The sequence below is a fragment of the Tatumella ptyseos genome (assembly GCF_030552895.1).
Taxonomy (GTDB): domain Bacteria; phylum Pseudomonadota; class Gammaproteobacteria; order Enterobacterales; family Enterobacteriaceae; genus Rosenbergiella; species Rosenbergiella ptyseos_A.
Genome location: NZ_CP130649.1, coordinates 1,082,298 through 1,103,558, shown reverse-complemented (window position 1 = coordinate 1,103,558; position 21,261 = coordinate 1,082,298). Strand labels below are relative to the sequence as shown.

The 21,261-nt window shown below is 44.5% G+C and carries 22 protein-coding genes; 10 read left to right on the top strand and 12 right to left on the bottom strand.

Annotated elements, in window-relative coordinates; all coding sequences use genetic code 11:
* Nucleotides 1-714, top strand: a complete 714-nt coding sequence (gene artQ, locus QJR74_RS05375; RefSeq protein WP_304373539.1) for an arginine ABC transporter permease ArtQ — start codon at nucleotides 1-3, stop codon at nucleotides 712-714.
* A 2-nt stretch (nucleotides 715-716) separates the two neighbouring features.
* Nucleotides 717-1,385: an arginine ABC transporter permease ArtM gene (gene artM, locus QJR74_RS05370; protein ID WP_304373969.1), complete on the top strand. Its 669-nt coding sequence runs from the start codon at nucleotides 717-719 to the stop codon at nucleotides 1,383-1,385.
* 23 nt (nucleotides 1,386-1,408) lie between these two features.
* On the opposite strand, the gene rlmC is transcribed toward artM, so the two are convergent.
* Entirely contained in the window at nucleotides 1,409-2,536 is a 1,128-nt protein-coding gene (gene rlmC, locus QJR74_RS05365) for a 23S rRNA (uracil(747)-C(5))-methyltransferase RlmC (protein ID WP_304373538.1), read from the bottom strand.
* 87 nt (nucleotides 2,537-2,623) lie between these two features.
* Nucleotides 2,624-3,346 (bottom strand): oxygen-insensitive NADPH nitroreductase, encoded by a 723-nt coding sequence (nfsA, locus tag QJR74_RS05360; RefSeq protein ID WP_304373537.1) that lies wholly within the window; start codon nucleotides 3,344-3,346, stop codon nucleotides 2,624-2,626.
* Nucleotides 3,347-3,511: 165 nt separating this feature from the next.
* Here nfsA and QJR74_RS05355 point away from each other — a divergent pair, with 165 nt between their 5' ends.
* The 3 genes from QJR74_RS05355 (at nucleotide 3,512) to ybjG (ending at nucleotide 6,362) form a co-directional block, all read left to right on the top strand.
* Nucleotides 3,512-3,775, top strand: a complete 264-nt coding sequence (locus tag QJR74_RS05355; RefSeq protein ID WP_304373536.1) for a GrxA family glutaredoxin — start codon at nucleotides 3,512-3,514, stop codon at nucleotides 3,773-3,775.
* Nucleotides 3,776-3,959: 184 nt separating this feature from the next.
* Nucleotides 3,960-5,642 (top strand): aspartate:alanine antiporter, encoded by a 1,683-nt coding sequence (locus tag QJR74_RS05350; protein ID WP_304373535.1) that lies wholly within the window; start codon nucleotides 3,960-3,962, stop codon nucleotides 5,640-5,642.
* Between the two features lie 114 nt (nucleotides 5,643-5,756).
* Entirely contained in the window at nucleotides 5,757-6,362 is a 606-nt protein-coding gene (ybjG, locus tag QJR74_RS05345) for an undecaprenyl-diphosphate phosphatase (RefSeq protein WP_304373534.1), read from the top strand.
* 62 nt (nucleotides 6,363-6,424) lie between these two features.
* On the opposite strand, the gene QJR74_RS05340 is transcribed toward ybjG, so the two are convergent.
* Complete coding sequence (locus tag QJR74_RS05340) at nucleotides 6,425-7,621, bottom strand: serine hydrolase (protein ID WP_304373533.1); 1,197 nt, start codon at nucleotides 7,619-7,621, stop codon at nucleotides 6,425-6,427.
* A gap of 276 nt (nucleotides 7,622-7,897) precedes the next feature.
* Here QJR74_RS05340 and moeA point away from each other — a divergent pair, with 276 nt between their 5' ends.
* Together moeA and moeB are read left to right on the top strand one after the other, a co-directional pair.
* Nucleotides 7,898-9,130, top strand: a complete 1,233-nt coding sequence (moeA, locus tag QJR74_RS05335; RefSeq protein ID WP_304373532.1) for a molybdopterin molybdotransferase MoeA — start codon at nucleotides 7,898-7,900, stop codon at nucleotides 9,128-9,130.
* Entirely contained in the window at nucleotides 9,127-9,876 is a 750-nt protein-coding gene (gene moeB, locus QJR74_RS05330) for a molybdopterin-synthase adenylyltransferase MoeB (RefSeq protein WP_304373531.1), read from the top strand. The genes moeA and moeB overlap by 4 nt, the downstream gene beginning before the upstream one ends.
* 28 nt (nucleotides 9,877-9,904) lie before the next feature.
* Here the strand turns inward: moeB and QJR74_RS05325 are convergent, their stop codons facing one another.
* From QJR74_RS05325 to mntR, 3 genes are all read right to left on the bottom strand, one after another.
* Complete coding sequence (locus QJR74_RS05325; RefSeq protein ID WP_304373530.1) at nucleotides 9,905-11,497, bottom strand: ABC-F family ATPase; 1,593 nt, start codon at nucleotides 11,495-11,497, stop codon at nucleotides 9,905-9,907.
* 179 nt (nucleotides 11,498-11,676) lie between these two features.
* A complete protein-coding gene (locus QJR74_RS05320) occupies nucleotides 11,677-12,075 on the bottom strand; it encodes an H-NS family histone-like protein (RefSeq protein ID WP_304373529.1) in 399 nt (132 codons plus the stop codon).
* Nucleotides 12,076-12,542: 467 nt separating this feature from the next.
* Nucleotides 12,543-13,010 carry a manganese-binding transcriptional regulator MntR gene (gene mntR / locus QJR74_RS05315; protein ID WP_304373528.1) on the bottom strand — a complete coding sequence of 156 codons (468 nt, stop codon included), beginning with the start codon at nucleotides 13,008-13,010 and terminating at the stop codon, nucleotides 12,543-12,545.
* 173 nt (nucleotides 13,011-13,183) lie between these two features.
* On the opposite strand from mntR, the gene QJR74_RS05310 reads away from it, so the two are divergent.
* On the top strand, nucleotides 13,184-13,330 hold the full coding sequence (locus QJR74_RS05310; protein WP_304373527.1) for a hypothetical protein: 147 nt from the start codon (nucleotides 13,184-13,186) through the stop codon (nucleotides 13,328-13,330).
* Nucleotides 13,331-13,371: 41 nt separating this feature from the next.
* On the opposite strand, the gene ompX is transcribed toward QJR74_RS05310, so the two are convergent.
* Entirely contained in the window at nucleotides 13,372-13,899 is a 528-nt protein-coding gene (ompX, locus tag QJR74_RS05305; RefSeq protein WP_304373526.1) for an outer membrane protein OmpX, read from the bottom strand.
* A gap of 287 nt (nucleotides 13,900-14,186) precedes the next feature.
* Here ompX and rhtA point away from each other — a divergent pair, with 287 nt between their 5' ends.
* Both rhtA and dps read left to right on the top strand, forming a co-directional pair.
* A complete protein-coding gene (rhtA, locus tag QJR74_RS05300; protein WP_304373525.1) occupies nucleotides 14,187-15,098 on the top strand; it encodes a threonine/homoserine exporter RhtA in 912 nt (303 codons plus the stop codon).
* 115 nt (nucleotides 15,099-15,213) lie between these two features.
* Entirely contained in the window at nucleotides 15,214-15,717 is a 504-nt protein-coding gene (dps, locus tag QJR74_RS05295) for a DNA starvation/stationary phase protection protein Dps (RefSeq protein WP_304373524.1), read from the top strand.
* A gap of 17 nt (nucleotides 15,718-15,734) precedes the next feature.
* Here the strand turns inward: dps and rlmF are convergent, their stop codons facing one another.
* From rlmF to idi, 5 genes are all read right to left on the bottom strand, one after another.
* Nucleotides 15,735-16,634: a 23S rRNA (adenine(1618)-N(6))-methyltransferase RlmF gene (gene rlmF, locus QJR74_RS05290; protein ID WP_304373523.1), complete on the bottom strand. Its 900-nt coding sequence runs from the start codon at nucleotides 16,632-16,634 to the stop codon at nucleotides 15,735-15,737.
* Entirely contained in the window at nucleotides 16,634-17,593 is a 960-nt protein-coding gene (gene ybiB, locus QJR74_RS05285; protein ID WP_441007648.1) for a DNA-binding protein YbiB, read from the bottom strand. Before ybiB ends, rlmF begins: the two co-directional genes overlap by 1 nt.
* A gap of 7 nt (nucleotides 17,594-17,600) precedes the next feature.
* Nucleotides 17,601-19,778: an ATP-dependent DNA helicase DinG gene (gene dinG / locus QJR74_RS05280; RefSeq protein WP_304373521.1), complete on the bottom strand. Its 2,178-nt coding sequence runs from the start codon at nucleotides 19,776-19,778 to the stop codon at nucleotides 17,601-17,603.
* A 77-nt stretch (nucleotides 19,779-19,855) separates the two neighbouring features.
* Nucleotides 19,856-20,380, bottom strand: coding sequence for a GNAT family N-acetyltransferase (locus tag QJR74_RS05275; RefSeq protein ID WP_304373520.1), 525 nt, complete (start codon nucleotides 20,378-20,380; stop codon nucleotides 19,856-19,858).
* 270 nt (nucleotides 20,381-20,650) lie between these two features.
* Nucleotides 20,651-21,175, bottom strand: coding sequence for an isopentenyl-diphosphate Delta-isomerase (idi, locus tag QJR74_RS05265; RefSeq protein WP_304373518.1), 525 nt, complete (start codon nucleotides 21,173-21,175; stop codon nucleotides 20,651-20,653).
* Between the last annotated feature and the right edge of the window lie 86 nt (nucleotides 21,176-21,261).

The following is a 21,261-nucleotide window of genomic DNA, read 5'->3' as shown; positions in this document are numbered from 1 at the left end:
ATGAATGAATTACCCTATCTTCTTAATGCCGGCGGCTTAACCGTCGGCCTTGCCCTTTGCGCACTTGTCGTCGGCTTAACGCTGGCGATGATTTTCGCCAGTTGGGAATCCCTCTCCTGTAAACCCTTAGCTTGGCTCGGAAGTTTACTGGTGATGCTGATTCGTGGCTTGCCGGAAATCTTAGTGGTGTTAGGGGTCTATTACGGTTCCTCGCAGCTGTTACTTACACTGTCTGATGGCTTTACACTGCCTTTGGGCTTCACGACCTTACATTTTCAACTCCAGATTGAAAACTTCGACGTCAGCCCATTTTTATGTGGTGTGATTGCGCTTGCGCTGTTGTATTCAGCTTATGCCTCGCAAACCTTACGCGGTGCCTTACGTGCGGTACCTCAAGGTCAGCGAGAGTCGGCCTATGCGCTAGGTATGCGCAAATCGACCGTCTTTTTTACTATTGTTATGCCACAAATGTGGCGTCACGCCCTGCCCGGATTAGGGAACCAGTGGTTAGTACTATTAAAAGATACGGCGTTAGTCTCACTCATCAGTGTGAATGATTTGATGTTACAAACCAAAGGTATTGCTACGCGCACCGAACAGCCTTTTACATGGTACCTTGTTGCGGCCGGTATCTATCTGATTATTACTTTGTTGAGTCAGGCAATCTTAAAATTTGCTGAGCGCCGTGTCACACGCTTTGAGTTGGAGCAATAATGATGGGCGACTATTTACTGAAGCTTAGCGCTGGCTTACCTGTCAGTCTTGGTCTTACCCTCAGTGCAGTGCTTATTGCCTTACTGATTGCTGTAACCCTCACCATTCTTCTAGCATTACGTCATCGCGTAACTAATGCAGTGATCCACGGCTACTTAACACTGTTTACTGGGACACCGTTACTCGTACAGATCTTTTTAATCTATTACGGGCCTGGGCAGTTCCCGATCTTACAGCACTATCCCACGTTATGGTCGATACTCTCTCAACCTGGGTTTTGTGCGGTAGTCGCCTTATCGTTAAACAGCGCCGCTTATACTACACAGCTGTTATACGGTGCGGTAAAGGCTATTCCCGCTGGCCAGTGGCAATCCTGTTACGCCTTGGGAATGACACGTGGAGAGACACTTAAAGTGTTACTTCCTTATGCGTTCAAACGGGCACTCTCTTCCTACTCCAACGAAGTAGTATTGGTGTTCAAAAGCACATCACTCGCCTATACCATTACCCTAATGGACGTAATGGGGTTAAGCCAACAACTGTATGGTGGGACTTACGACGTCAACGTTTTTGTCGCGGCAGGTATTATCTATCTCTGTATTAATGGCCTATTGACCTTACTGATGCGCGCTATCGAAGCCTATGCCTTACGCTTTGAGCGTCGCGCTTAATGAATAAGTTGCCTTCTGGCAACTTATTGTTCGCGAATCAGTAATGAGAGTACTTCGCTATGAGCCGTATGCGGAAAAAGGTCGAATAGCTGAACGCGTTCGAGACGGTAGCCTTGCAGTCGCGCAATATCCTTTGCCAGAGTTTCTGGATTACAGCTCGAATAGAGGATTACCGCAGGCTTAACACTGACGATAAAGTCACAAAGCGCTTGGCCAATTCCCCGTCTTGGCGGATTAACTAACAACAGATCCGGTGCACTCTCCTCATTAACGGCGTAACGGGCGGCATCTAGCGCACGGAATTCCGTATTCTTTAATCCAAGTTTACGGGCAGAGTCTTGTGCACAGGCAATCGCCTCAGCCGAGATTTCAATTCCCGTTAAGTGTGTTTCAGCTCTGGCACAATGCAGTCCGAAGCCCCCCACCCCACAAAATAAATCCCATAGTGTGTCGAGCTTCAGCCCTTGGGTCCATTCACGCGCCGTCAAATAGAGTTTAGCGGCAACCTCAGGATTTGTTTGGAAGAAGCTTTGCGGGCGGATCCATAGCGGAATACGATTGAACGACTCAGCCAATGCTGAGGCGTAGCTCAAGATAATTTCCTGCTCGCCCTCCATAATTGCCATGTGAACAGGCTGAATATTCACAGAAATTACCGTTAATTGCGGCAAACACTGCTGGAGTTCAGGCAATACTTTTTTAAGCTGTTCTAATTTTTTGTCTGACCTTAACACAAAGCGAAGCATCATCCCGCCCTGGGTACTTTCTGTCAGCAGTAAGTATTTCAGTTCACCTTTGCGCCGTGCTATATGGTAAGGGGTTAAGCCAGCTTTCGCGATAAAAGGTAATAATTGGCGAAAAACTGGAGCAAAAGTCTCTGGATAAAGGGGGCAGTCGATTAAGTCCACGCCTTCACCTTCGGGATTAACGATCCCCAAAATCGGCCGTTCCACTGAGCCACTCACGACCATCTTTGCCTTGTTACGGAACCTCGATTGTGCAGAAGCGACAGGGGGACGCCATTCGGTTACCGGTGTATCGGTTAATAGTTGCTCAATTTTTGCCTGTTTATCGGCGAGTTGCGTAACGTATTCTTTGGGGAGCCATTGACAAGAACGACACTGACCCGCGTCATAGCGAGGGCAAAACATAGGTTACCTGTGGACGAAAGTGAATTGGGGCGCAGCATTATAGCACTGAAGCGGGATGAAATCCTATGGCTCACCCCGCAATGGTGCTTAACGCGTAATCCATCCTTGCTGTTGAAGGAAAGCTAACATATGAGGGCGGCTCTCTTTAGTGATCATTCGTTCCACCATCTCGCTCCATGTTTCATGGCGGTTTGCACTGCTACGATGTTGGTAATAGGCCAAGAGATGTTGATCGTAGGTCGCGAGAGTATCTGGATTAATCGGCTGGTAATTATTGTCATGCACCAGCATAGAGAGTGGCATACGCGGTTTCAGTTCCGGCTTATCGGTCGGCCAACCGAGACAAAGTCCAAATAGAGGTAATACGAATTTTGGGAGTTCAAGTAACTCAGAAACGGCCTGAGGCTGGTTACGAAGGCCACCGATAAAAACGCCTCCCAAACCAAGCGATTCCGCGGCTACCATTGCATTCTGGGCTAATAAAGCCGTGTCGACACAGCCTAAGATCAGTTGTTCGGCATATTCCAACTCCGCGTGCTCACTGATTTGCTTATGTCGATTAAAGTCAGCACAGAGTACCCAGAATTCGGCAGCCTCAGTGACCCAAGATTGGTTGCCAGCAAGTTCAGCCAAACGCTGACGTTTTGCATTATCGGTAATCCTAATTACCGATGCACATTGTAACAAGCTCGAGGTCGACGCTGACTGGGCTGCTAACAGAATCGCCTCACGTTGTTCTGCGCTAATGGGTTCATCGCTAAAATGACGGATGGAACGATGCTGGCGAAGAAGTTCGATAGTCGGGGTCATAAGTGGCTCCAAAATTTCTAAAGCCTAAAGTGTAGCCATTGGTTCACCAGATAACATCCCAAGCACCTCACCGATTGTGCGAAATTGGTGATAAGCCCTGTTCTCGACTTCCAATCTCTTAGCGAGGAAGGCATGATAAATCGTTTACTATCTAAAGGAGCTGTTATGTTTGTGGTAATTTTTGGTCGCCCCGGCTGTCCCTATTGTGTCCGCGCAAAAGAGTTAGCGGATAAATTGACTGAAGAACGCGATGATTTTAGCTATCGCTACGTGGATATCCATGCCGAAGGTATTAGCAAAGACGACTTATCGAAAAGTGCAGGCAAGACAGTGGAAACTGTTCCACAAATCTTTATCGACGAATCCCACGTTGGCGGCTTTACAGAATTTGAAGCCTATGCCAAACAACATCTCGGACTATACCAATAATCTCCTCGGGTACTGACAGATCAGTACCCGCCATCCTTCTAACTAAAATCATTTTTTCTCTCAATCAGTTATAGCAGTTAGGCAAGTGAACGATTAGAATGAGTCGGTTTTTTAGAACCGTTAGCCTAAGTCCTAAACCGGCTGATGGAATCACTTCTTTGATTTATTAAATGAAAATTGACTCGTGAATATAAACGTTGCAAATTTGCTCAGCGCCAATGATGTCTTGCTTCTTTTTGTAGTGCTCTCTCTCGGTCTATGCCTAGGAAAAATTCGACTTGGTAGTATCCAACTCGGTAGCTCAATCGGGGTACTGGTGGTCTCTCTCCTACTCGGTGAACAACATTACTCTATTAATACTAATGCACTGAGCTTAGGTTTCATGCTGTTTATATTCTGCGTGGGTATCGAAGCCGGACCTAACTTCTTTTCCATTTTTTTCCGCGACGGAAAAAACTACTTAATGTTGGCATTGGTGATGGTAGGCAGTGCCTTGCTTATCGTCTTAGGTTTAGGAAAACTTTTTCATTGGGATATCGGTCTTTCTGCAGGCATATTGGCGGGCTCAATGACGTCGACTCCAGTCCTGGTCGGTGCGGGTGACACACTGCGGCAAGTCATTACCGATCCACAACAACTCGCCCTGCTGCAAGATAACCTCAGCCTAGGCTATGCACTCACTTATTTGGTCGGCCTGGTGAGTTTAATTTTTGCCGCCCGCTATCTTCCACGACTGCAGCACCAAGATCTTCCGACCAGCGCACAACAAATCGCCCGAGAACGTGGTTTGGATGCCGATAGCCAGCGTAAGGTGTTTTTACCGGTCATTCGCGCTTACCGTGTGGGAAAAGAACTCGTCGAATGGAGTGGTGGTAAAAATCTTCGCGAACTAGGGATTTATCGCCATACTGGATGCTATATCGAACGTATCCGACGCAATGGTATCTTAGCGAGTCCAGATGGCGACGCAGTGTTACAAGAAGGCGATGATATTTCTCTGGTCGGTTATCCGGATGCCCATGCGCGTTTAGATCCCAGTTTTCGTCATGGAAAAGAAGTCTTTGACCGTGATTTATTAGATATGCGTATCGTTACCGAAGAGATCGTAGTGAAAAACCATAACGCCGTAAATAAGCGTCTAGGTAAACTGCGGTTAACCGATCATGGATGTTTTCTTAACCGCGTAATCCGTAACCAGATCGAAATGCCAATTGATGACGATATACTCTTAAATAAGGGCGATATTTTACAGATTAGCGGTGAAACGAGACGGGTAAAGAGTATTGCGGATCGCATTGGTTTTGTAGCCATTCATAGTCAAATGACCGATTTGCTAGCCTTCTGTTCCTTCTTTATTGTGGGATTAATGATCGGTATGGTGACATTTCAATTCAGTAATTTCGGTTTTGGCATTGGAAATGCTGCCGGACTACTTTTCGCTGGGATCATGTTAGGTTTCCTACGCGCCAACCACCCCACATTTGGTTATATTCCACAAGGCGCTTTAACCATGGTGAAGGAGTTTGGATTACTCGTTTTTATGGCAGGCGTTGGCCTAAGCGCGGGGAGTGGATTACATCATGGATTGGGGGAAAATGGAATCTCCATGCTGTTATGTGGTGTAGTGGTCAGCCTTCTGCCTGTTGTAATCTGTTACTGTTTTGGGGCTTATGTGTTAAAGATGAACCGAGCGATGTTGTTTGGGGCATTGATGGGGGCTCGTACCTGTGCTCCGGCACTCGAAATCATTAGCGATACTGCTCGCAGCAGTATTCCCGCACTGGGTTATGCGGGAACCTACGCTATCGCTAACGTAATATTGACCCTCGCCGGAACGCTAGTGGTCATGTTGTGGCCCGGAGGGTAGTCTTCACTTTGGGGTGAAAAGTTAAGACTTTTCACCCTAGCCCTAAAACATTAATTATATTAACATCTAAAGTTAACAATTAATGCTACCCGCCCCAAGGAGAATATCGATATTATGGAGCAGTTGAATACCCAGCTTTTTTTATGGCTTAATGCGACTCCTGATTCTCCTCGATGGCTAATCAATTTTGCCATCATTTTAGCTAAAGATGTTATCGGTATCATTCCGCTACTGGTAGTCGGTTTATGGCTATGGTCGCCTAAACGACTCATCGATTCACGCCGCGAGCTGGTTCTTAAAACCGCGACCGCCTTACTCTATGCTATCGTATTTTCTTTCGCCATTGGCCTAGCCTTCCCTCATCCCCGCCCCTTCGCAATTGGATTGGGCTATCATTGGTTGAACCATTCTGCCGATACGTCCTTCCCGAGTGACCACGGGACATTTATCTTCACCTTCAGTCTAGCCTTCATGTTCTGGCATCGGGCATGGTCTGGGTTAGCATTACTTGTAATTGGTGTATTAATCGCCTGGTCACGTATTTATCTTGGGGTGCATTGGCCACTAGATATGATTGGCGGATTATTAGTGGGTATGATTGGCTGTTTAACTGCAGAGCTTGGTTGGAAATTTTATGGCCAGTCACTTTTAGGCTTTGCACATAAAGTTTATCGTCAATTATTTGCCTTACCCATCCGATGGGGTTGGACACAACATTAATTATCACAGTGACAAAAAAGCCAGGTAAACCTGGCTTTTTTATTTTTGCTACCGACTCGCCATTAGAACCATTTAGCAAACAGTGATGAAATATGAAGCCAAACGTAATCAAGTAAACGGCTTACTATTCCACCCTCTTTCACATCTTCTAAAACCACCAAAGGTTTTTGATCAATAATTTTTCCATTGATTTGGAAATTGACCTGTCCCACAACTTGTCCTTTAGTAAGAGGGGCTGAAAGTTGTTGTTGCGTTAAGGTGTAATCTGCCTTGAGCGCATTCACTTGGCCTTTGGGAATAGTAATCGATGCATTATTTATTACCCCTAATGATGCCTGTTTTGATTCACCAAACCAGACTTTAGTTTGTACAAAGGGTTTACCTGCTTTTATCGGTGATAGCGTTTCAAAATTTTGGAATCCCCAATTTAATAATTTTTCGCTTTCACGAAAACGAATATTATCGGTATTCGCGCCCAATACCACAGAGATTAAGCGCATATTGCCGGACGTGGCTGAGGCAACTAAATTATTTCCCGCCCCTGAAGTGTAGCCAGTTTTAATCCCGTCAACATTCAGTGAAGCGTTCCATAGCAGACGGTTACGATTAGGTTGACGAATATTATTGAAGCTAAATTCTTTCTCTTTATTAAGCGCATATTCTTCAGGTACATCGCGAATTAATGCCTGACCAATCAAAGCCATGTCACGCGCAGTACTGTATTGGCCTGGTTCATCGAGACCATGTACCGTAGTAAAATGCGTGTTGGTAAGGCCGAGTTTTTGACTGTAATTATTCATCAAGCCGATAAAGGTATCTTGACTACCCGCAACATAATCAGCAAGTGCAATACAAGCATCATTCCCCGATTGGATCACGACTCCGCGATTGAGATCAGCCACAGAAACCTGTGAGCCGGGTTTAAGAAACATCACCGACGAGCCACGTAACTTAGGGTTCCCGGTAGCCCATGCATCTTGACCGATGGTTACGTTATCCGTTGATTTAATTTTCCCGCTTTTTAATGCTTGACCGACGACATAGCTGGTCATCATTTTCGTTAAACTTGCAGGGTCTAATCTATCATCGGCATGAGATTCAGTGAGTACCTTTCCGCTATCATAGTCCATAAGTATCCATGCCTTTGCATCAACCTGAGGCGCATTAGGTTGAGGGTCAGCAAAAGTAATGCTAGGGGCTATAATCAGTACGGCTAGTAACGCTGGGCGAAGTGAGGTTGACATCTTTAATGGGCGCATTATTTTTTTTACTCAATCCTAATTAACTCGTTGAAAACGAGGATATCCTGCCAGAGTGTTAGTATCTACCGTCGTGTTAAAAGATTTACAATTTTTTTTCATGGGTAAGTCGTCAATAATGCGAAATAACCCACGCCAATGCTTTATTGTCTGGGAACTATCACAAATTTAGCACTCAGAACATTTTTAAAGGCGTCTGTTAATCATGACCTTCCTCTTAGGAATCGTTAAGAACGTGTTACTCTGTAGTGAATTACCACATTAAATGAGGTCAAGATGGAACCCTTTACTGCTGACCTGCTCTCCATAGAAGATGCACAGGCATTACTATTACGTGGGATTTCCCCGCTACTCTCCTCACACACCCTCACGATTAATGAAGCGCTAGGTTGGGTTACGGCCGAACCCATAATCTCCCCACTGAATGTCCCCGGTTTCGATAATTCAGCGATGGATGGCTACGCCTTACGTCTCACCGATATTGATGCCGAACATGTGTTACCGATTGCCGGACAAGCCTTTGCGGGTAAGCCTTATCCTGCTCCCCTGCCAGCAGGACAGGTCATTCAGATTATGACTGGTGCACCGATTCCTGAAGGCTGCGACGCTGTGATTATGCAAGAACACACCCAGCGAACCGCACAAGGTATCGAGCTTACTGCAACCGTCAGCGCTGGCCAAAATATTCGCCGGATCGGTGAGGATATCCAACAAGGGCAAGTCGTGTTTGATGCCGGCGTTCGCCTTAAAGTTAAAGATCTCCCGCTGTTAGCATCCTTAGGAATAAATCGGGTTAAGGTTAGGCGCCAACTACGTGTAGCAATTTTTTCCACCGGTGATGAACTCGTCTCGCCTGGAGAATCGCTTACTACCGGACAAATTTACGATACTAATCGATTTTCAATAGCGCTTATGTTGCAGCGCCTGAACTGTAAGGTAATCGATCTCGGCATCATCCCAGACAATAAAACGGCACTTAGCGAAGCGTTTCACCAAGCGGACCAACAAGCTGATCTGGTGATTAGTACTGGTGGAGTATCTGTTGGCGCGGCTGACTACACACGAGATGTCTTAGTAGAATGCGGTGATATTACGTTCTGGAAACTGGCTATGAAACCAGGAAAACCCTTCGCATTTGGTCGCTTAAGTGAAAGTCTATTTTGTGGATTGCCCGGTAATCCTGTCTCTGCAGTCGTCACTTTTTGTCAGCTGGTTTATCCGATGATCTTACGCTTACAGGGAATTACCGAGAAACCTTTCGCGTCTTATCGTGCAGTATTGACTAACCCGATTGCCAAACAGCCAGGCCGTACCGAATTCCAACGCGGACATTTTCTATTTCAAGACGGGGAGCTTCGCGTTACCGCGGAGGCTAAACAAGGTTCTCATATGTTTAGTACTTTTACCCATGCGAACTGTTTTATCTGCTTACCGCGTGAATCAAGTTCGTTGGCACAAGGTGAGAGAGTGGCCATTCAACCCTTTCCTGATTTCTTAGAAGGTGCATGATGGATTTGTCGGATAACGAATTATTACGCTATGACCGCCAGATCGTATTGAAAGATTTCGATGTTGAGAAACAGCAGATGCTCGCCGAGGCGAAGGTAATGATTGTTGGAATAGGAGGTCTAGGTTGTGCCGTAGCGACTTACCTGGCCTCCAGTGGTGTCGGTCAACTTACCTTAGTCGATCCCGACACGGTGAGCCTTTCTAATCTTCCCAGACAGATTCTCTTCACTGAGGCGGACTGCGGACAGGCAAAAGTTGTAGTCGCTAAACAGCAACTCCTCTTACGTAACCCTGCTTGCCAAGTGGTGGTCTCTCAGCAGGCGTTAGACGACTCACAGGAATGGGCGGCGTGCTGCGCTGAACATCATATTGTAATAGATTGCACTGATCAGCTTCTTAGCCGACTTACCATTAATCGCTTGTGCTTCACGACCTCAACGCCTCTCATTTCTGGGGCCGCTATCCGAATGGAAGGCTGTGTTATCAGCTTTACTTGGCAAAAAGAGGAACCCTGCTACGAGTGCCTAAGTCACCTCTTTGGCGAACCTATTGAAAGCTGTGTTGAGAACGGTGTGATGGCACCTCTTACTGGAATAATTGGTAGTTTACAAGCAATGGAGGCGATTAGACATTTAACGCAATATGGGAGTGAAACGAAAGGTCGGTATTTACTCTATGATGCGATGAATTTCAGCTTCACTCCACTGAAAGTGAAACGTAATCCACACTGTAAGCTTTGTGCCTAGCATAATGATTTACTAGGCACAATATGCTCTAGTTGATGCCTTGGGAATTTAAATAATCTTCATAATTACCGGTGAAGTCATTGACTTTACCTGGTTTAATTTCGAGTACGCGGGTGGCTAGAGAGCTTACAAATTCGCGGTCGTGAGAAACGAAGATTAATGTTCCTTCAAACATTTCCAACGCCATATTCAGTGATTCAATGGACTCCATATCTAAGTGGTTAGTCGGCTCATCCATAATCAGAATATTGGGCTTTTGCATCATTAATTTACCAAATAGCATCCGACCTTTTTCCCCCCCCGATAATACTTTGGCAGGTTTTTTAATATCGTCTTGGCTAAATAGTAAGCGACCTAATACACTTCTCACCGCTTGTTCATCATCACCTGCTTGTTTCCATTGGCTCATCCAATCAAAAACTGTTAGATCATTAGCGAACTCGTATTCATGGTCTTGAGCGTAATATCCAATAGAGGCATTTTCTGACCATTTAACACTACCGCTATCTGGCGTAAGTTCGTCGACTAAGGTCTTGAGCAAGGTCGTTTTACCGATACCGTTCGTACCAATAATCGCTAATTTTTCGCCAACTTCTAGCAAAAGGCTAAGTTTTGAAAATAGAGGACCGTTATCAAATCCTTTCGTTAATGCCTCGACTTCTAAAGCATTACGGAATAGTTTTTTATCTTGCTCAAAGCGAATAAATGGGTTTTGGCGACTAGAGGCTTTTACTTCATCTAATTTAATTTTGTCGATCTGTTTTGCACGCGATGTCGCCTGCCGAGATTTTGAAGCATTAGCACTGAAACGACTTACAAAGGATTGTAATTCTGCAATTTGCGCTTTCTTTTTAGCATTGTCAGAGAGTAGACGTTCACGAGACTGTGTTGCCGCAGTCATATATTCATCATAATTACCGGGATAAACACGGATTTCACCGTAATCTAAATCGGCCATGTGCGTACAAACCATATTCAAAAAATGGCGGTCATGCGAAATGATAACCATCGTACTATCGCGTTCATTTAAGGTTTGTTCTAACCAGCGGATGGTATCAATATCCAAATTGTTCGTCGGTTCATCCAATAAAAGAATATCTGGATTAGAGAATAGGGCTTGGGCAAGTAATACGCGAAGCTTCCAACCTGGAGCAACTTCACTCATTGGCCCGTAATGCAGATCAACCTCTATGCCCACGCCAAGTAACAGTTCTCCTGCGCGCGCTTCCGCACTGTATCCATCCATCTCACCATAGAGAACTTCAAGATCGGCAACTTTATACCCCTCTTCTTCGCTCATCTCAGGTAAAGCGTAGATTCGGTCTCTCTCCTGCTTAATTTGCCATAACTCATCATGGCCCATAATTACCGTATCCAGCACACTGAAAGCTTCAAATGCAAACTGGTCTTGACGTAATTTACCAATACGCTCATTCGTGTCTAACGCAACATTTCCTGCTGTCGGTTGTAAATCACGCCCTAAAATTTTCATAAAAGTGGATTTGCCGCTACCATTTGCGCCAATTAACCCGTAGCGGTTGCCCCCGCCAAATTTCACAGAAATATTTTCAAATAGTGGTTTACTACCAAATTGCATGGTTACGTTATTGGTTACTAACACGTTTAAGCCTTTTAATTTATGAGATTGGGCACTGATGGAGTATGACTTGAAAAATTAAGCGCAGCATAATCATTCCGCGAAGTCATGATTATAACTCATCTGAAAAAAATCTCTGAATAGTACAAACAAAAAAACAAAAAAAACCAGTGCGAACACTGGTTCTTAGGAAAAGCTAAAAGTTAGATCAAGAAGCTGTCGAGAGACTTACCTTCGTCCAGTGCTTTTTTGATTGCAGCTGGCGTGCGGCCTTGTCCAGTCCAAGATTTCTTCTCGCCATTTTCATCGGTATAAGCGTATTTAGCTGGGCGAGGTGCACGTTTTGCACGTTTTTTACTAGTCTCAGTCGTGCCCAATAGTTCGCTTGGGTCGATACCTTCCGCTGCTAATAATTCACGGTATTTAGAAAGTTTTTCAGCTTTTTCACGATTTAACGCTTCTTCAGCTTCAATCTCTTCTCTACGCTCAGTCACAACAGTCGTTAATTTTTCTAAAATCTCTTCTAGGTCAGTTAACTCAACTTCACGAGCTTGTGCGCGGAGTGTACGGATATTGTTCAGTAATTTAAAAACGTCGCTCATTATTTTTCCCTTTCTACAAAATTAAATAATCACAATAATGCCAAGGTTACCTAAAAGAGTTTAGAAAATAAATAGGAAATTAGAAAATATTAATTTCCAAATTAAAGATTATTTCAAACTTAAGAAGCCTGACGCCTTCATTACAAATTCATTACTTTTGAAAATGTTAAATCAATAAACCCTTTTAATCTTACAGCTAATTACTATTTATTAAGCAAAAAACCAGTTTCAGATAAATCTGGTACTGATTCCATTCTTTAATTGTGTCATGTAGATTCTCAATAAGTGTAAGGCGATTTTAATTTATTAACATAAATTTTAGAAAAAATAATGATAGGTCAGGTAGCAATCTATGTAGCAATCTATAATGTATAGATATCACTAAATCTCTTGAGGGAATAAAAAATAAATTAGTTTTATTCCCCATCGGTTGTACTGGACGATGACTATTTGAAATGCAGGTTACACTATGGATTGAGGTTCTTTTTTGCGATAAAGGTTTTGAAAACGGCTAAGGTCTCGTCACTCACGTGGTGTTCAATACCTTCCGCATCGCAGTGAGCAACTTCAGGAGAGATCCCTAGACTTAATAAAAATTCTTCAACGATGGCATGGCGTTCACGGCTCTGTTGGGCCAAACTCTCCCCCTCTTGGGTAAGAAATACGCCCCGATAAGGTATCTGCTGGATAAGTCCTGCAGCCGCTAATCGTTTAAGCATTTTTGCAACTGTAGGCTGTGAAACCCCTAAACGGGCTGCCATATCCACTTGACGAACTTCACCAAATTCATGAATAAGATCAGAAATTAACTCGAGGTAGTCATCGATTAATTCACGGCGATGTGCTTCTCTGACCTGTTTGAAACCTTCAACATGGTTTTCCAGATCTTTGATCGGGCCAATAGTTGGCTTTACACGAGTATTTGGGGTGTTCATCAAAATTCCTTACAAGGCCAATGTCGGCGTTACCGACCATACTCACTATCTTAAACGAGATGAGATCAAGCTCAACCCTTTTTCTCGCATAGCATTGGCTAAATTGTATAGCCTATGCTATAAAATAATACTATTGACTATTTTTTTGTCACCATCGATTAGGAGGATGCGACATGACTCGTGGTTACCAACAGCCCAGCGCAGTGAATAGCTCCCGCTTACCGTCACCTGATATGTCGCTATATGGATTCGCGACACTCTCTCCTTTTCAATTACGCCTTTATTTTTTAAAACGCTTAGTGCATATTTTTTTCAGGTAAAAAAAAACGACCCTAAGGGTCGTTTTTTAGGAAGTGTACAATTAGAAGCTGTAACCAACACCAGCGATCCAAGTACCAACATCCACGTTACGGATACGGCTTTGCTCGTAACCAACGTCAAGTGCAACGTTTTCCCACGGGTTGAATTGCAGGCCAGCACCGTAAGCAACACCAACATCGCTGTTGCTCTTGTTGTTGTAACCTGCTGCACCGTGACCTTCAGCGTTGTTTTGAACGCGACCGATACCGATACCCACTACACCGTAGATGCTAGCCCAGTCATTCAGACGGTAAGCTGGACCTGCAGTGATTCCGTAGTACTGACCTTTACGGTAGTCGTTTACGTTTTTGTTAGAATCTTTTTCGGTGTAAGTGAAAGATGCGATCCAGCCTAATGGATTAGACTCATCTTCGTAACGGTATTTTAAGTTGAAACCGTTAGCTTTGTTTAAAACACCTTGGTAATCGCTTTGTGCGTAACCACCAGTAACGGTGCTTTTAGCCATCGCAGAACCTGCAGAAACGGCGAGTAAACAAGCTAAAGCTGAAAGACATGCAATTTTTTTCATAATAACCTCAATGTGAAATTACTTTTATTTTTACTGACAACAGATGAAATATAACAAAAAAAAGTAAGAAACTCTGCCCGATTTTTGTTGTCCAACACCGTGTAACATGTAACACAACGTGTACAACAACAACTATCCCTATGATAAATATGGTTAATTTGCCATAAACTATGCCTATATTTTTTTTCTAAAATGACAAATCTTTAAGCATATTCTGAATCTCTATAGCAATTTCTTCACGTTTCAATACAATTCTCGCCACTCTCTAACCAATTTTTGAGCTTTCTATGGCCACTTCGCAAAAAATTGCAGGATCCGCGTTATATCCCATTGGTTTGCTGTTAATCGCCATGTTTACACTACAAGGTGCAGCCTCTTTGGCTAAATCCTTATTCTCTGAGGTCGGCGCACCGGGTGTTGCCGCGTTACGTTTGGGTCTTTCTACTATTATGTTATGGGGTATGTTTAAGCCTTGGCGTTTGACCTTTGCGGTAGAGCAGCGTCGCCCCTTAATATTTTATGGCTTGGCACTGGGAGGAATGAACTTTCTCTTTTATATGGCATTACGCACTATCCCTTTAGGGATTGGCGTTGCGCTGGAATTTGTCGGTCCTTTAACCCTAGCCTTGGCAAACTCCCGAAAGATTACCGATTTTCTATGGATTATCATTGCCGTCAGTGGACTCTGGATGTTGCTTCCGGTACACGGCGGGGCAAATAACATTGATCCTCTTGGTGCTTTTTTTGCCTTGGCCGCAGGAGCCTGCTGGGCCATTTATATTATATTTGGTCAAAAAGCAGGAGCGGAACATGGCGCAGCAACGGTAGCCGTCGGCTCGCTCATTGCCTCAATTGTTTTTGTCCCTACCGGGTTGGTGATGGCAGAACCTGGGATTTGGCATTGGTCCATTATCCCTGTAGGGCTTCTCGTCGCTTTACTCTCAAACGCTATACCTTACTCACTGGAAATGATGGCGTTAACTCGTTTACCGGCCAGAGTATTTGGAACATTGATGAGTATGGAACCTGCGGTTGCTGCCTTCTCTGGGTTTCTATTCCTTAATGAACACCTAACTTTCATTCAACTTACTGGGCTCTTCGCGATAGTTCTAGCCTCAGCTGGGTCAGCACTAACCATGAAACCAAAAGCGAATCGAATTAAACGGATCAAGATTAAAAAGAAAAATCATTCTCATTAGAGTTAAATTACTCAGTCTATCTCACTAATAGGCTAGACCTTGCTGCAGTTTTATGGAGCACTGCTATACTGGATTCAGTTGATTTCAATAGGTTCATAACAAGAAGGAATTTTTCATGAGTACTGCAAAACTTGTTAAAACAAATAACACCGAACTTCTTTATACCCGTAACGACGTATCGGATGAAGATAAAACAGCAACGATTCAAATCTTAAATAAAATCGTAGTTGAACTGATTGATCTCTCATTGATTACCAAGCAAGCGCACTGGAATATGCGCGGTGCAAACTTCATGGCTGTCCATGAAATGCTTGATGGGTTCCGTACGGCTATTACTGAACACCAAGATAACGTTGCCGAACGTGCCGTACAATTAGGTGGGGTTGCGTTGGGGACAACGCAAGTTGTCAACGATAAAACACCGCTAAAAAGCTACCCACTGAATATTCATAACGTTCAAGAGCACCTTGTCGCGCTTGCAGAGCGTTACGCTCTTGTTGCCAATGACGTACGTAAAGCAATCAGCGATGTTAACGATGAAGATACTGCCGACATCTTCACCGCAGCATCACGTGATTTAGATAAATTCTTATGGTTTATCGAAGCTAACATTGAGTAATCACTTAAGAAGCCAGCTTAGGCTGGCTTCACTAAACCTTTTCTCTCGCGTTTATTATGGAAGCTCCAAATAAGTAGACGACTTTTCTTATTCCCCTGGCCCATCTCAATTTCTTTCACCACCGGTACAGACTTTTCTTTCAATAATTTTTTAAGCGGTCCTAAACTTTGCTGCTTAGCAACTAATGTTGTAAACCATAATACTTGATGTTGAAACAATACACTTTCTTCGATCATTTGGGTGATAAAGCCAATTTCTCCACCCGGGCACCATAATTCATGATAACGCCCTGCAAAATTAAGCTGTTTTTCCGCGATACCTAAGTGCTTATTTTTTCGTGCAGTACCTTCGGCTGCTGCCTGAGAGGAAGGATGAAAAGGAGGGTTGCATAAGGTTGCATGATAGAACTCGTTCGGATGGATAATGCCATCGAACACTTTACGTTGATCTTTTTGCCGCCTTAATCTGATTGATCGCGTTAATCCTTTATTGAGGGTTAACAGGTGTTGGGCGGCCCGAAGCGACTCCGGCTGACAATCGCTACCTGTAAATCGCCATTGATATTCTGCATTACCGATTAAGGGATAAATACAGTTCGCTCCACAACCAATATCCAAGATCGTAATTTGGGGACCCTGATAGCTGGGTATATCTTCCGCCAAACAATCCGCCAAATGGTGAATATAATCGGCGCGTCCCGGTATAGGCGGACATAGATGATCATCAGGTAACGTCCATTCCAGCTGGTACCACTGTTTTAGTAGCGCTTTATTTAACGACTTGACCGCTTCAGGCTCACTAAAATTAAAACTCACTTTGCCAGCTGGCGTTAAACTTTCCCATTTTTTTAGGCTAGGCTCTAAAGCAAACAATGCCGTTAAATCATAATGACCTTGATAACGATTTCTAGGATGCATCAGTAACCTTGCTCCACGAGCCATGAATCTGCTTCAGTTGGTGAAGCAAAACGTCCGCAAACGACTAAGCAACTAATAATCTGTTCACGGAGTGGCAAGGGAATAGGACATTGTTTAGTGAGTACTGCCTGTGTCCACGCCAGCGTTGTGGCTATCTCTTTGTTCGCCGCTAGCGGCGTTTTAGCAGCGGTGCCACGGGCCACTATTTCTGAGATATCGCTTCCATCATTATCCACATAGTGCATGGCTGAAGGACGCTGCGGGTTAAGGTACACCTCGCCTTCACAACCGTTAGAAACTAAAGCTTTTGCGCCAATATCACTGAAAAACTGTGTCACTTTGGGGAGATATTCAGGATGTGACACACTGGTCAGCCTTACCCCGGCTTGTGCTACAAAAGGTGAAATGAGTTTAGCCAAGGTATGGGCGCTATTACGGAGGCCTAGATGCCAACGCAAGTCGAGTTGTTTCGCCAAAGGGGGGCACAGCGTGTCGATGGTCATGAAGGAGAATCCTGTCTCCAAGATTTGTCGATGACTTTCGGTGATATCTCGCGCGGGTTTAATATTCATTGCCGCGAGGATCTGCGCGCTCGTCACACGTGTTGGATCATTGTGAACACCATGTAGAAATACATTCACACCAAATTTGTGCAGTAAAAGCGCTAAAAGCGGAGTCATATTTGCTTGACGGCGTGCGCCATTATAGCTGGGAATAATGATGGTATTTGATAAGGCTGGCCATTGCGGTAAAAAATCTTCCAATCCTCGGTAAAAGCCAAGTAATTCTTCTTCGCCTTCACCTTTAATCCGTAAGGCGATAAGGATCGCCCCCAAAGAGAGATCATCAACCTCATCATTTAGCATCGCACGGTAAAGCGCCGTCGCAGTCTGCTCGTCAAGATGCCTTGCATGCAGTTTGCCCCGACCAATTTCTTTAATTATCTGTTTAATATCCATCATTTCTCTACTTATACGATGTACGGCGGCGAGTGGTTTTCTTTTTTGAGCCTAAAGATACTGGGCTAGCGTCACTCAGCGCAAACTTTGGCTGCTGAATGGGAAATACTGGCAACGACGCTAAAAGCCGACTTCCATAAGGACGTGTGATCAATCGCCGATCATAAATAATAATTTCACCATGACAATGATGACTTCGAATTAATCGTCCTACTTGCTGTATTAACGTAAAGGAGGCTGTGGGTAAGCTCTGACTTTCAAAAGGATATCTTTGCTTACTTTTGAGCCACTCCCCTTCAGTAACGATGACAGGGCTATCGATAGGGGCAAACGCAATTTTATGGATATGTACCGCCGTCAATAAATCACCTTTTAAATCCAACCCTTCTGCAAAAGATTGTAAACCTATTAGGATACTTTGTTGCCCAGCCTGCACCCTTTCGCGATGGAGTTCAATAAGTCGAGTGCGAGGTTGGTCGCCTTGCACCAACATGGCTAAGCGTTTATCACTCATCAATGTCACAAATTGCTGCAATGCCCGCATACTGGAAAATAATACTAAAATTCCTTTATGCTCGGAGTCGATCAATGTCTGACGAAAGATCCCCGCCATCTCACTAAGATGTAAGGCTTCGTGCTGAAAGTCTGGTTCATACTGCATCTGCGGGATAACGAGTTTACCCTGTTCAGCATGGTTGAACGGACTATCAAGACAGACAAAGCGGTCTGTCGATTTTTCGCTCAACCCTGATAGCTCTTGGAAGCGATTGAAAGTATTTAAGCTGCGCAGGGTAGCCGAAGTCAAAATAGTATGAGGGACTTTCGACCAAAGAATATTCTCCAGCTGGGTGCTGACCCTTATTCCGGCACAATGTAACCATAATTGCGGTTTATCTTCCACGGTCTCCAAGGTTGCCCATTTCGATACCGGTGCGCCTGATAATTGACGTAACGCTGCTAAACGCCATAATTTTGACTGAGCTTCAAAATGCCCAAAAAAACGATTTAGCTGCAGCATGCCACGATGGATCCGTACCATATCTGCTTTACCTGTCTGCTCCCCCAAGAAATTCAATAGCGTCTCAGTCGCAGCACGTAATCCATCATATAGTTTATAGAGCTGTTCACACTGCTCTCTCAGCGCATCCGGCAACTCTCCCATGACAAACCGATAACTCTGCTCAGGCGCGGCCTTGACCTGTGGCAACAATGCCTGTGTAAAGGCCTTGATTAGCTCATCAATAGTTTCACGGTGAGTAGACAATCGTTCGGGCTTCGCCAGTGCAGGGGGAGATTTCAACGTAAATTGCGAAGTTATTTGCTCAATCGCTTTTGCGAACAGATCGAGTTGGAAACCTAAACTGCTCGGGGTAATCTCCGCACTAGTCTCTAAGGCATCGCGGGCGACATCAGGAAGATGGTGCCCTTCATCCATAATGAGTAATAAATCCTTTGCGGGAGGTAATACCGAGTCGCTCTCTAAAGCGGCCATTACCAGCGCATGATTGGTAATCACCACGTCGACATTATCGATATCGCGCCGTGCCGAAAAAAAAGGACACTCTTTATACCATTGACAATGATGAGCCAAACAGTGTGCTTTATCCGTTGATAAGCGCGCCCATAAACGATCGTTAATATTTTCGGGGTAGTGATCCCGTACACCGTCCCAACTTCCCTTATCAAGCCGCTGCTGTAACTGTTCACACTGTTGTTGTTCCTGCGGCGAGAGGGCCCCCGGGGCTTGACTCATCAATGAATCATCGCCCATCAGATAGAGTAGATCCGGTTGGCTGTTATCGCCGGTGAAATAAAGATTACGTGGACAAACATAGCGTCGGCGACCGAACGCAGTGGTATAAGTCAGATCCGGGATAAAACGTTTAAGTAATGGAAGATCTTTACCGTAGATTTGATCTTGTAACGCGACGTTAGCCGTACTCACGACGAGCGTTTTGCTCTCTTCCCGACTCACTGCGATACCAGGAATAAGATAAGAAAGGGTTTTACCTACTCCAGTGGGCGCTTCGATAGCCAAATGCCGCCCCGATTCGCCGGCCAAGGTTTTGGCAACTTCCGCCATCATCTGACGCTGAGCCAGCCGAGGGATAAAGTCATCAACATTACGCTGAAGTTTTTTATACCAATCGCTGATTTGCGCTTTTATTGCTGAAGTGAGTGCCATAACAACCCATTATCGAGTGAAACAGCCTGTATTTTTACACAGTATCTAGGTAACGTCAGTAATTGTGCGCAATTTTTTTAATCCTGAGTCAGAGTGCGAAACATCACAGTGGTTGCTTGGTATTCTCCTGATGTCGACTGTGCATAGTAGGGAATTTCACCTGCTATGCTCCAACCCAAGGACTGGTAAAATGCAACGGTAAAGTCTTCCGTGCGCGTATCCAGTACTAATAGCGTAAGACCTAGCTGTGTTGCACCGTCAACCGCCGCCTGCATCAGCTTTTTCGCTATCCCCCGACGACGCCACGCCTCACCGACGATTAACTTAAAAATTTCACCACGATGTTTTCCGTTATGTTTTGCGCAGAGTTCAAGACCAATAATCCCAATGAGTTGTTCTTCGTGGCGGGCACAATAAAATTGTACCGTCCCCTGTGCCATAGCTTGGTTCTGCTGTTGCCAGTAGTGGGTCATCGCCTCAATTTGCCCAACAGCATCGGTATAACCGATACTCGCCCCCAAGCTCACTGCTTCTTGCATTAATGCCGTAAGCTGCATTAAGTCCTCATCTGTCACAGGTGAGGTCATACGAGAAATGTTCATAATAATCCCCTTTCTGGGAAACTTTACAGGATCAACCTCTGCGAGCATCATATCGTTATCTTATTGAGTACTGAACTTGCGGACGACTTTATTGATTACTAGGTTAGGAGTATCATCCCCCTCTAAAATATCTTTGAGACCCTATAAATGAATACCAAAAAAATTTTTTTTATTATTCTTTTTATCTTGATGGCTTTGGGAGGAATTGGTGGCGTGGCGCTGATGGGATACTCAATTGTCATCGGTAAGTAATTTCTCATCGTAGGGGGACTACTCCCCCGCCTGAAATTGCTTTACTAATATGGGAAAAGTTTTTCTAAACCAAGGCGTAAACTGCTCTGGCGAAGCCATTAACGCTTGCTCAATTTCTGGCAACGAAGCAAAACGGAAATTTTCGGCTTCTTCTGGATTAAGCTCCGGTAATTGATCGGTATACCCCGTAAAAATATGGCCTAACTCATGCTCAACCAGACCATCCGTCACCGGTAGATTATAATAGGTTTGAGTAATCTTACGTAGAGATAGCTTTAATCCCATCTCTTCGTTAAGACGTCGTTCTGCCGCCTGCTGAGTACTCTCATTAGGGAAAGGATGACCACAACATGTATTACTCCACAGCCCGCCACAATGATATTTACTGAACGCTCGTTGTTGCAGCATCAGTTGCTGCTTAGTATTAAAAATATACACAGTGATAGCTCGATGAAGACGACCTTGACGATGCGCTTCTAATTTTTCCATCTGGCCCAGTGGATTATCTTGTTCATCCACCAGAATCACCTCAATATTTTCCATACTTTCACCACTTTATGACAGGCTCGAAGCATAAGTGTAGCAGCCCTGCTAAAAAAAAAGCTGCCTTATCGCAAGGCAGCTTCATA

What these genes read in the sequence shown, in the direction of transcription:
- rlmF (WP_304373523.1), bottom strand. Translation starts at nt 16,634, where the DNA reads ATGCATCCTAGAAATCGTTATCAAGGTCATTATGATTTAACGGCATTG.
- QJR74_RS05275 (WP_304373520.1), bottom strand. Translation starts at nt 20,380, where the DNA reads ATGAACATTTCTCGTATGACCTCACCTGTGACAGATGAGGACTTAATG.
- dps (WP_304373524.1), top strand. Translation starts at nt 15,214, where the DNA reads ATGAGTACTGCAAAACTTGTTAAAACAAATAACACCGAACTTCTTTAT.
- dinG (WP_304373521.1), bottom strand. Translation starts at nt 19,778, where the DNA reads ATGGCACTCACTTCAGCAATAAAAGCGCAAATCAGCGATTGGTATAAA.
- nfsA (WP_304373537.1), bottom strand. Translation starts at nt 3,346, where the DNA reads ATGACCCCGACTATCGAACTTCTTCGCCAGCATCGTTCCATCCGTCAT.
- rhtA (WP_304373525.1), top strand. Translation starts at nt 14,187, where the DNA reads ATGGCCACTTCGCAAAAAATTGCAGGATCCGCGTTATATCCCATTGGT.
- ompX (WP_304373526.1), bottom strand. Translation starts at nt 13,899, where the DNA reads ATGAAAAAAATTGCATGTCTTTCAGCTTTAGCTTGTTTACTCGCCGTT.
- ybjG (WP_304373534.1), top strand. Translation starts at nt 5,757, where the DNA reads ATGGAGCAGTTGAATACCCAGCTTTTTTTATGGCTTAATGCGACTCCT.
- mntR (WP_304373528.1), bottom strand. Translation starts at nt 13,010, where the DNA reads ATGAACACCCCAAATACTCGTGTAAAGCCAACTATTGGCCCGATCAAA.
- rlmC (WP_304373538.1), bottom strand. Translation starts at nt 2,536, where the DNA reads ATGTTTTGCCCTCGCTATGACGCGGGTCAGTGTCGTTCTTGTCAATGG.
- QJR74_RS05320 (WP_304373529.1), bottom strand. Translation starts at nt 12,075, where the DNA reads ATGAGCGACGTTTTTAAATTACTGAACAATATCCGTACACTCCGCGCA.
- artQ (WP_304373539.1), top strand. Translation starts at nt 1, where the DNA reads ATGAATGAATTACCCTATCTTCTTAATGCCGGCGGCTTAACCGTCGGC.
- moeA (WP_304373532.1), top strand. Translation starts at nt 7,898, where the DNA reads ATGGAACCCTTTACTGCTGACCTGCTCTCCATAGAAGATGCACAGGCA.
- ybiB (WP_441007648.1), bottom strand. Translation starts at nt 17,593, where the DNA reads ATGGATATTAAACAGATAATTAAAGAAATTGGTCGGGGCAAACTGCAT.
- artM (WP_304373969.1), top strand. Translation starts at nt 717, where the DNA reads ATGGGCGACTATTTACTGAAGCTTAGCGCTGGCTTACCTGTCAGTCTT.
- idi (WP_304373518.1), bottom strand. Translation starts at nt 21,175, where the DNA reads ATGGAAAATATTGAGGTGATTCTGGTGGATGAACAAGATAATCCACTG.
- moeB (WP_304373531.1), top strand. Translation starts at nt 9,127, where the DNA reads ATGATGGATTTGTCGGATAACGAATTATTACGCTATGACCGCCAGATC.
- QJR74_RS05310 (WP_304373527.1), top strand. Translation starts at nt 13,184, where the DNA reads ATGACTCGTGGTTACCAACAGCCCAGCGCAGTGAATAGCTCCCGCTTA.
- QJR74_RS05355 (WP_304373536.1), top strand. Translation starts at nt 3,512, where the DNA reads ATGTTTGTGGTAATTTTTGGTCGCCCCGGCTGTCCCTATTGTGTCCGC.
- QJR74_RS05340 (WP_304373533.1), bottom strand. Translation starts at nt 7,621, where the DNA reads ATGCGCCCATTAAAGATGTCAACCTCACTTCGCCCAGCGTTACTAGCC.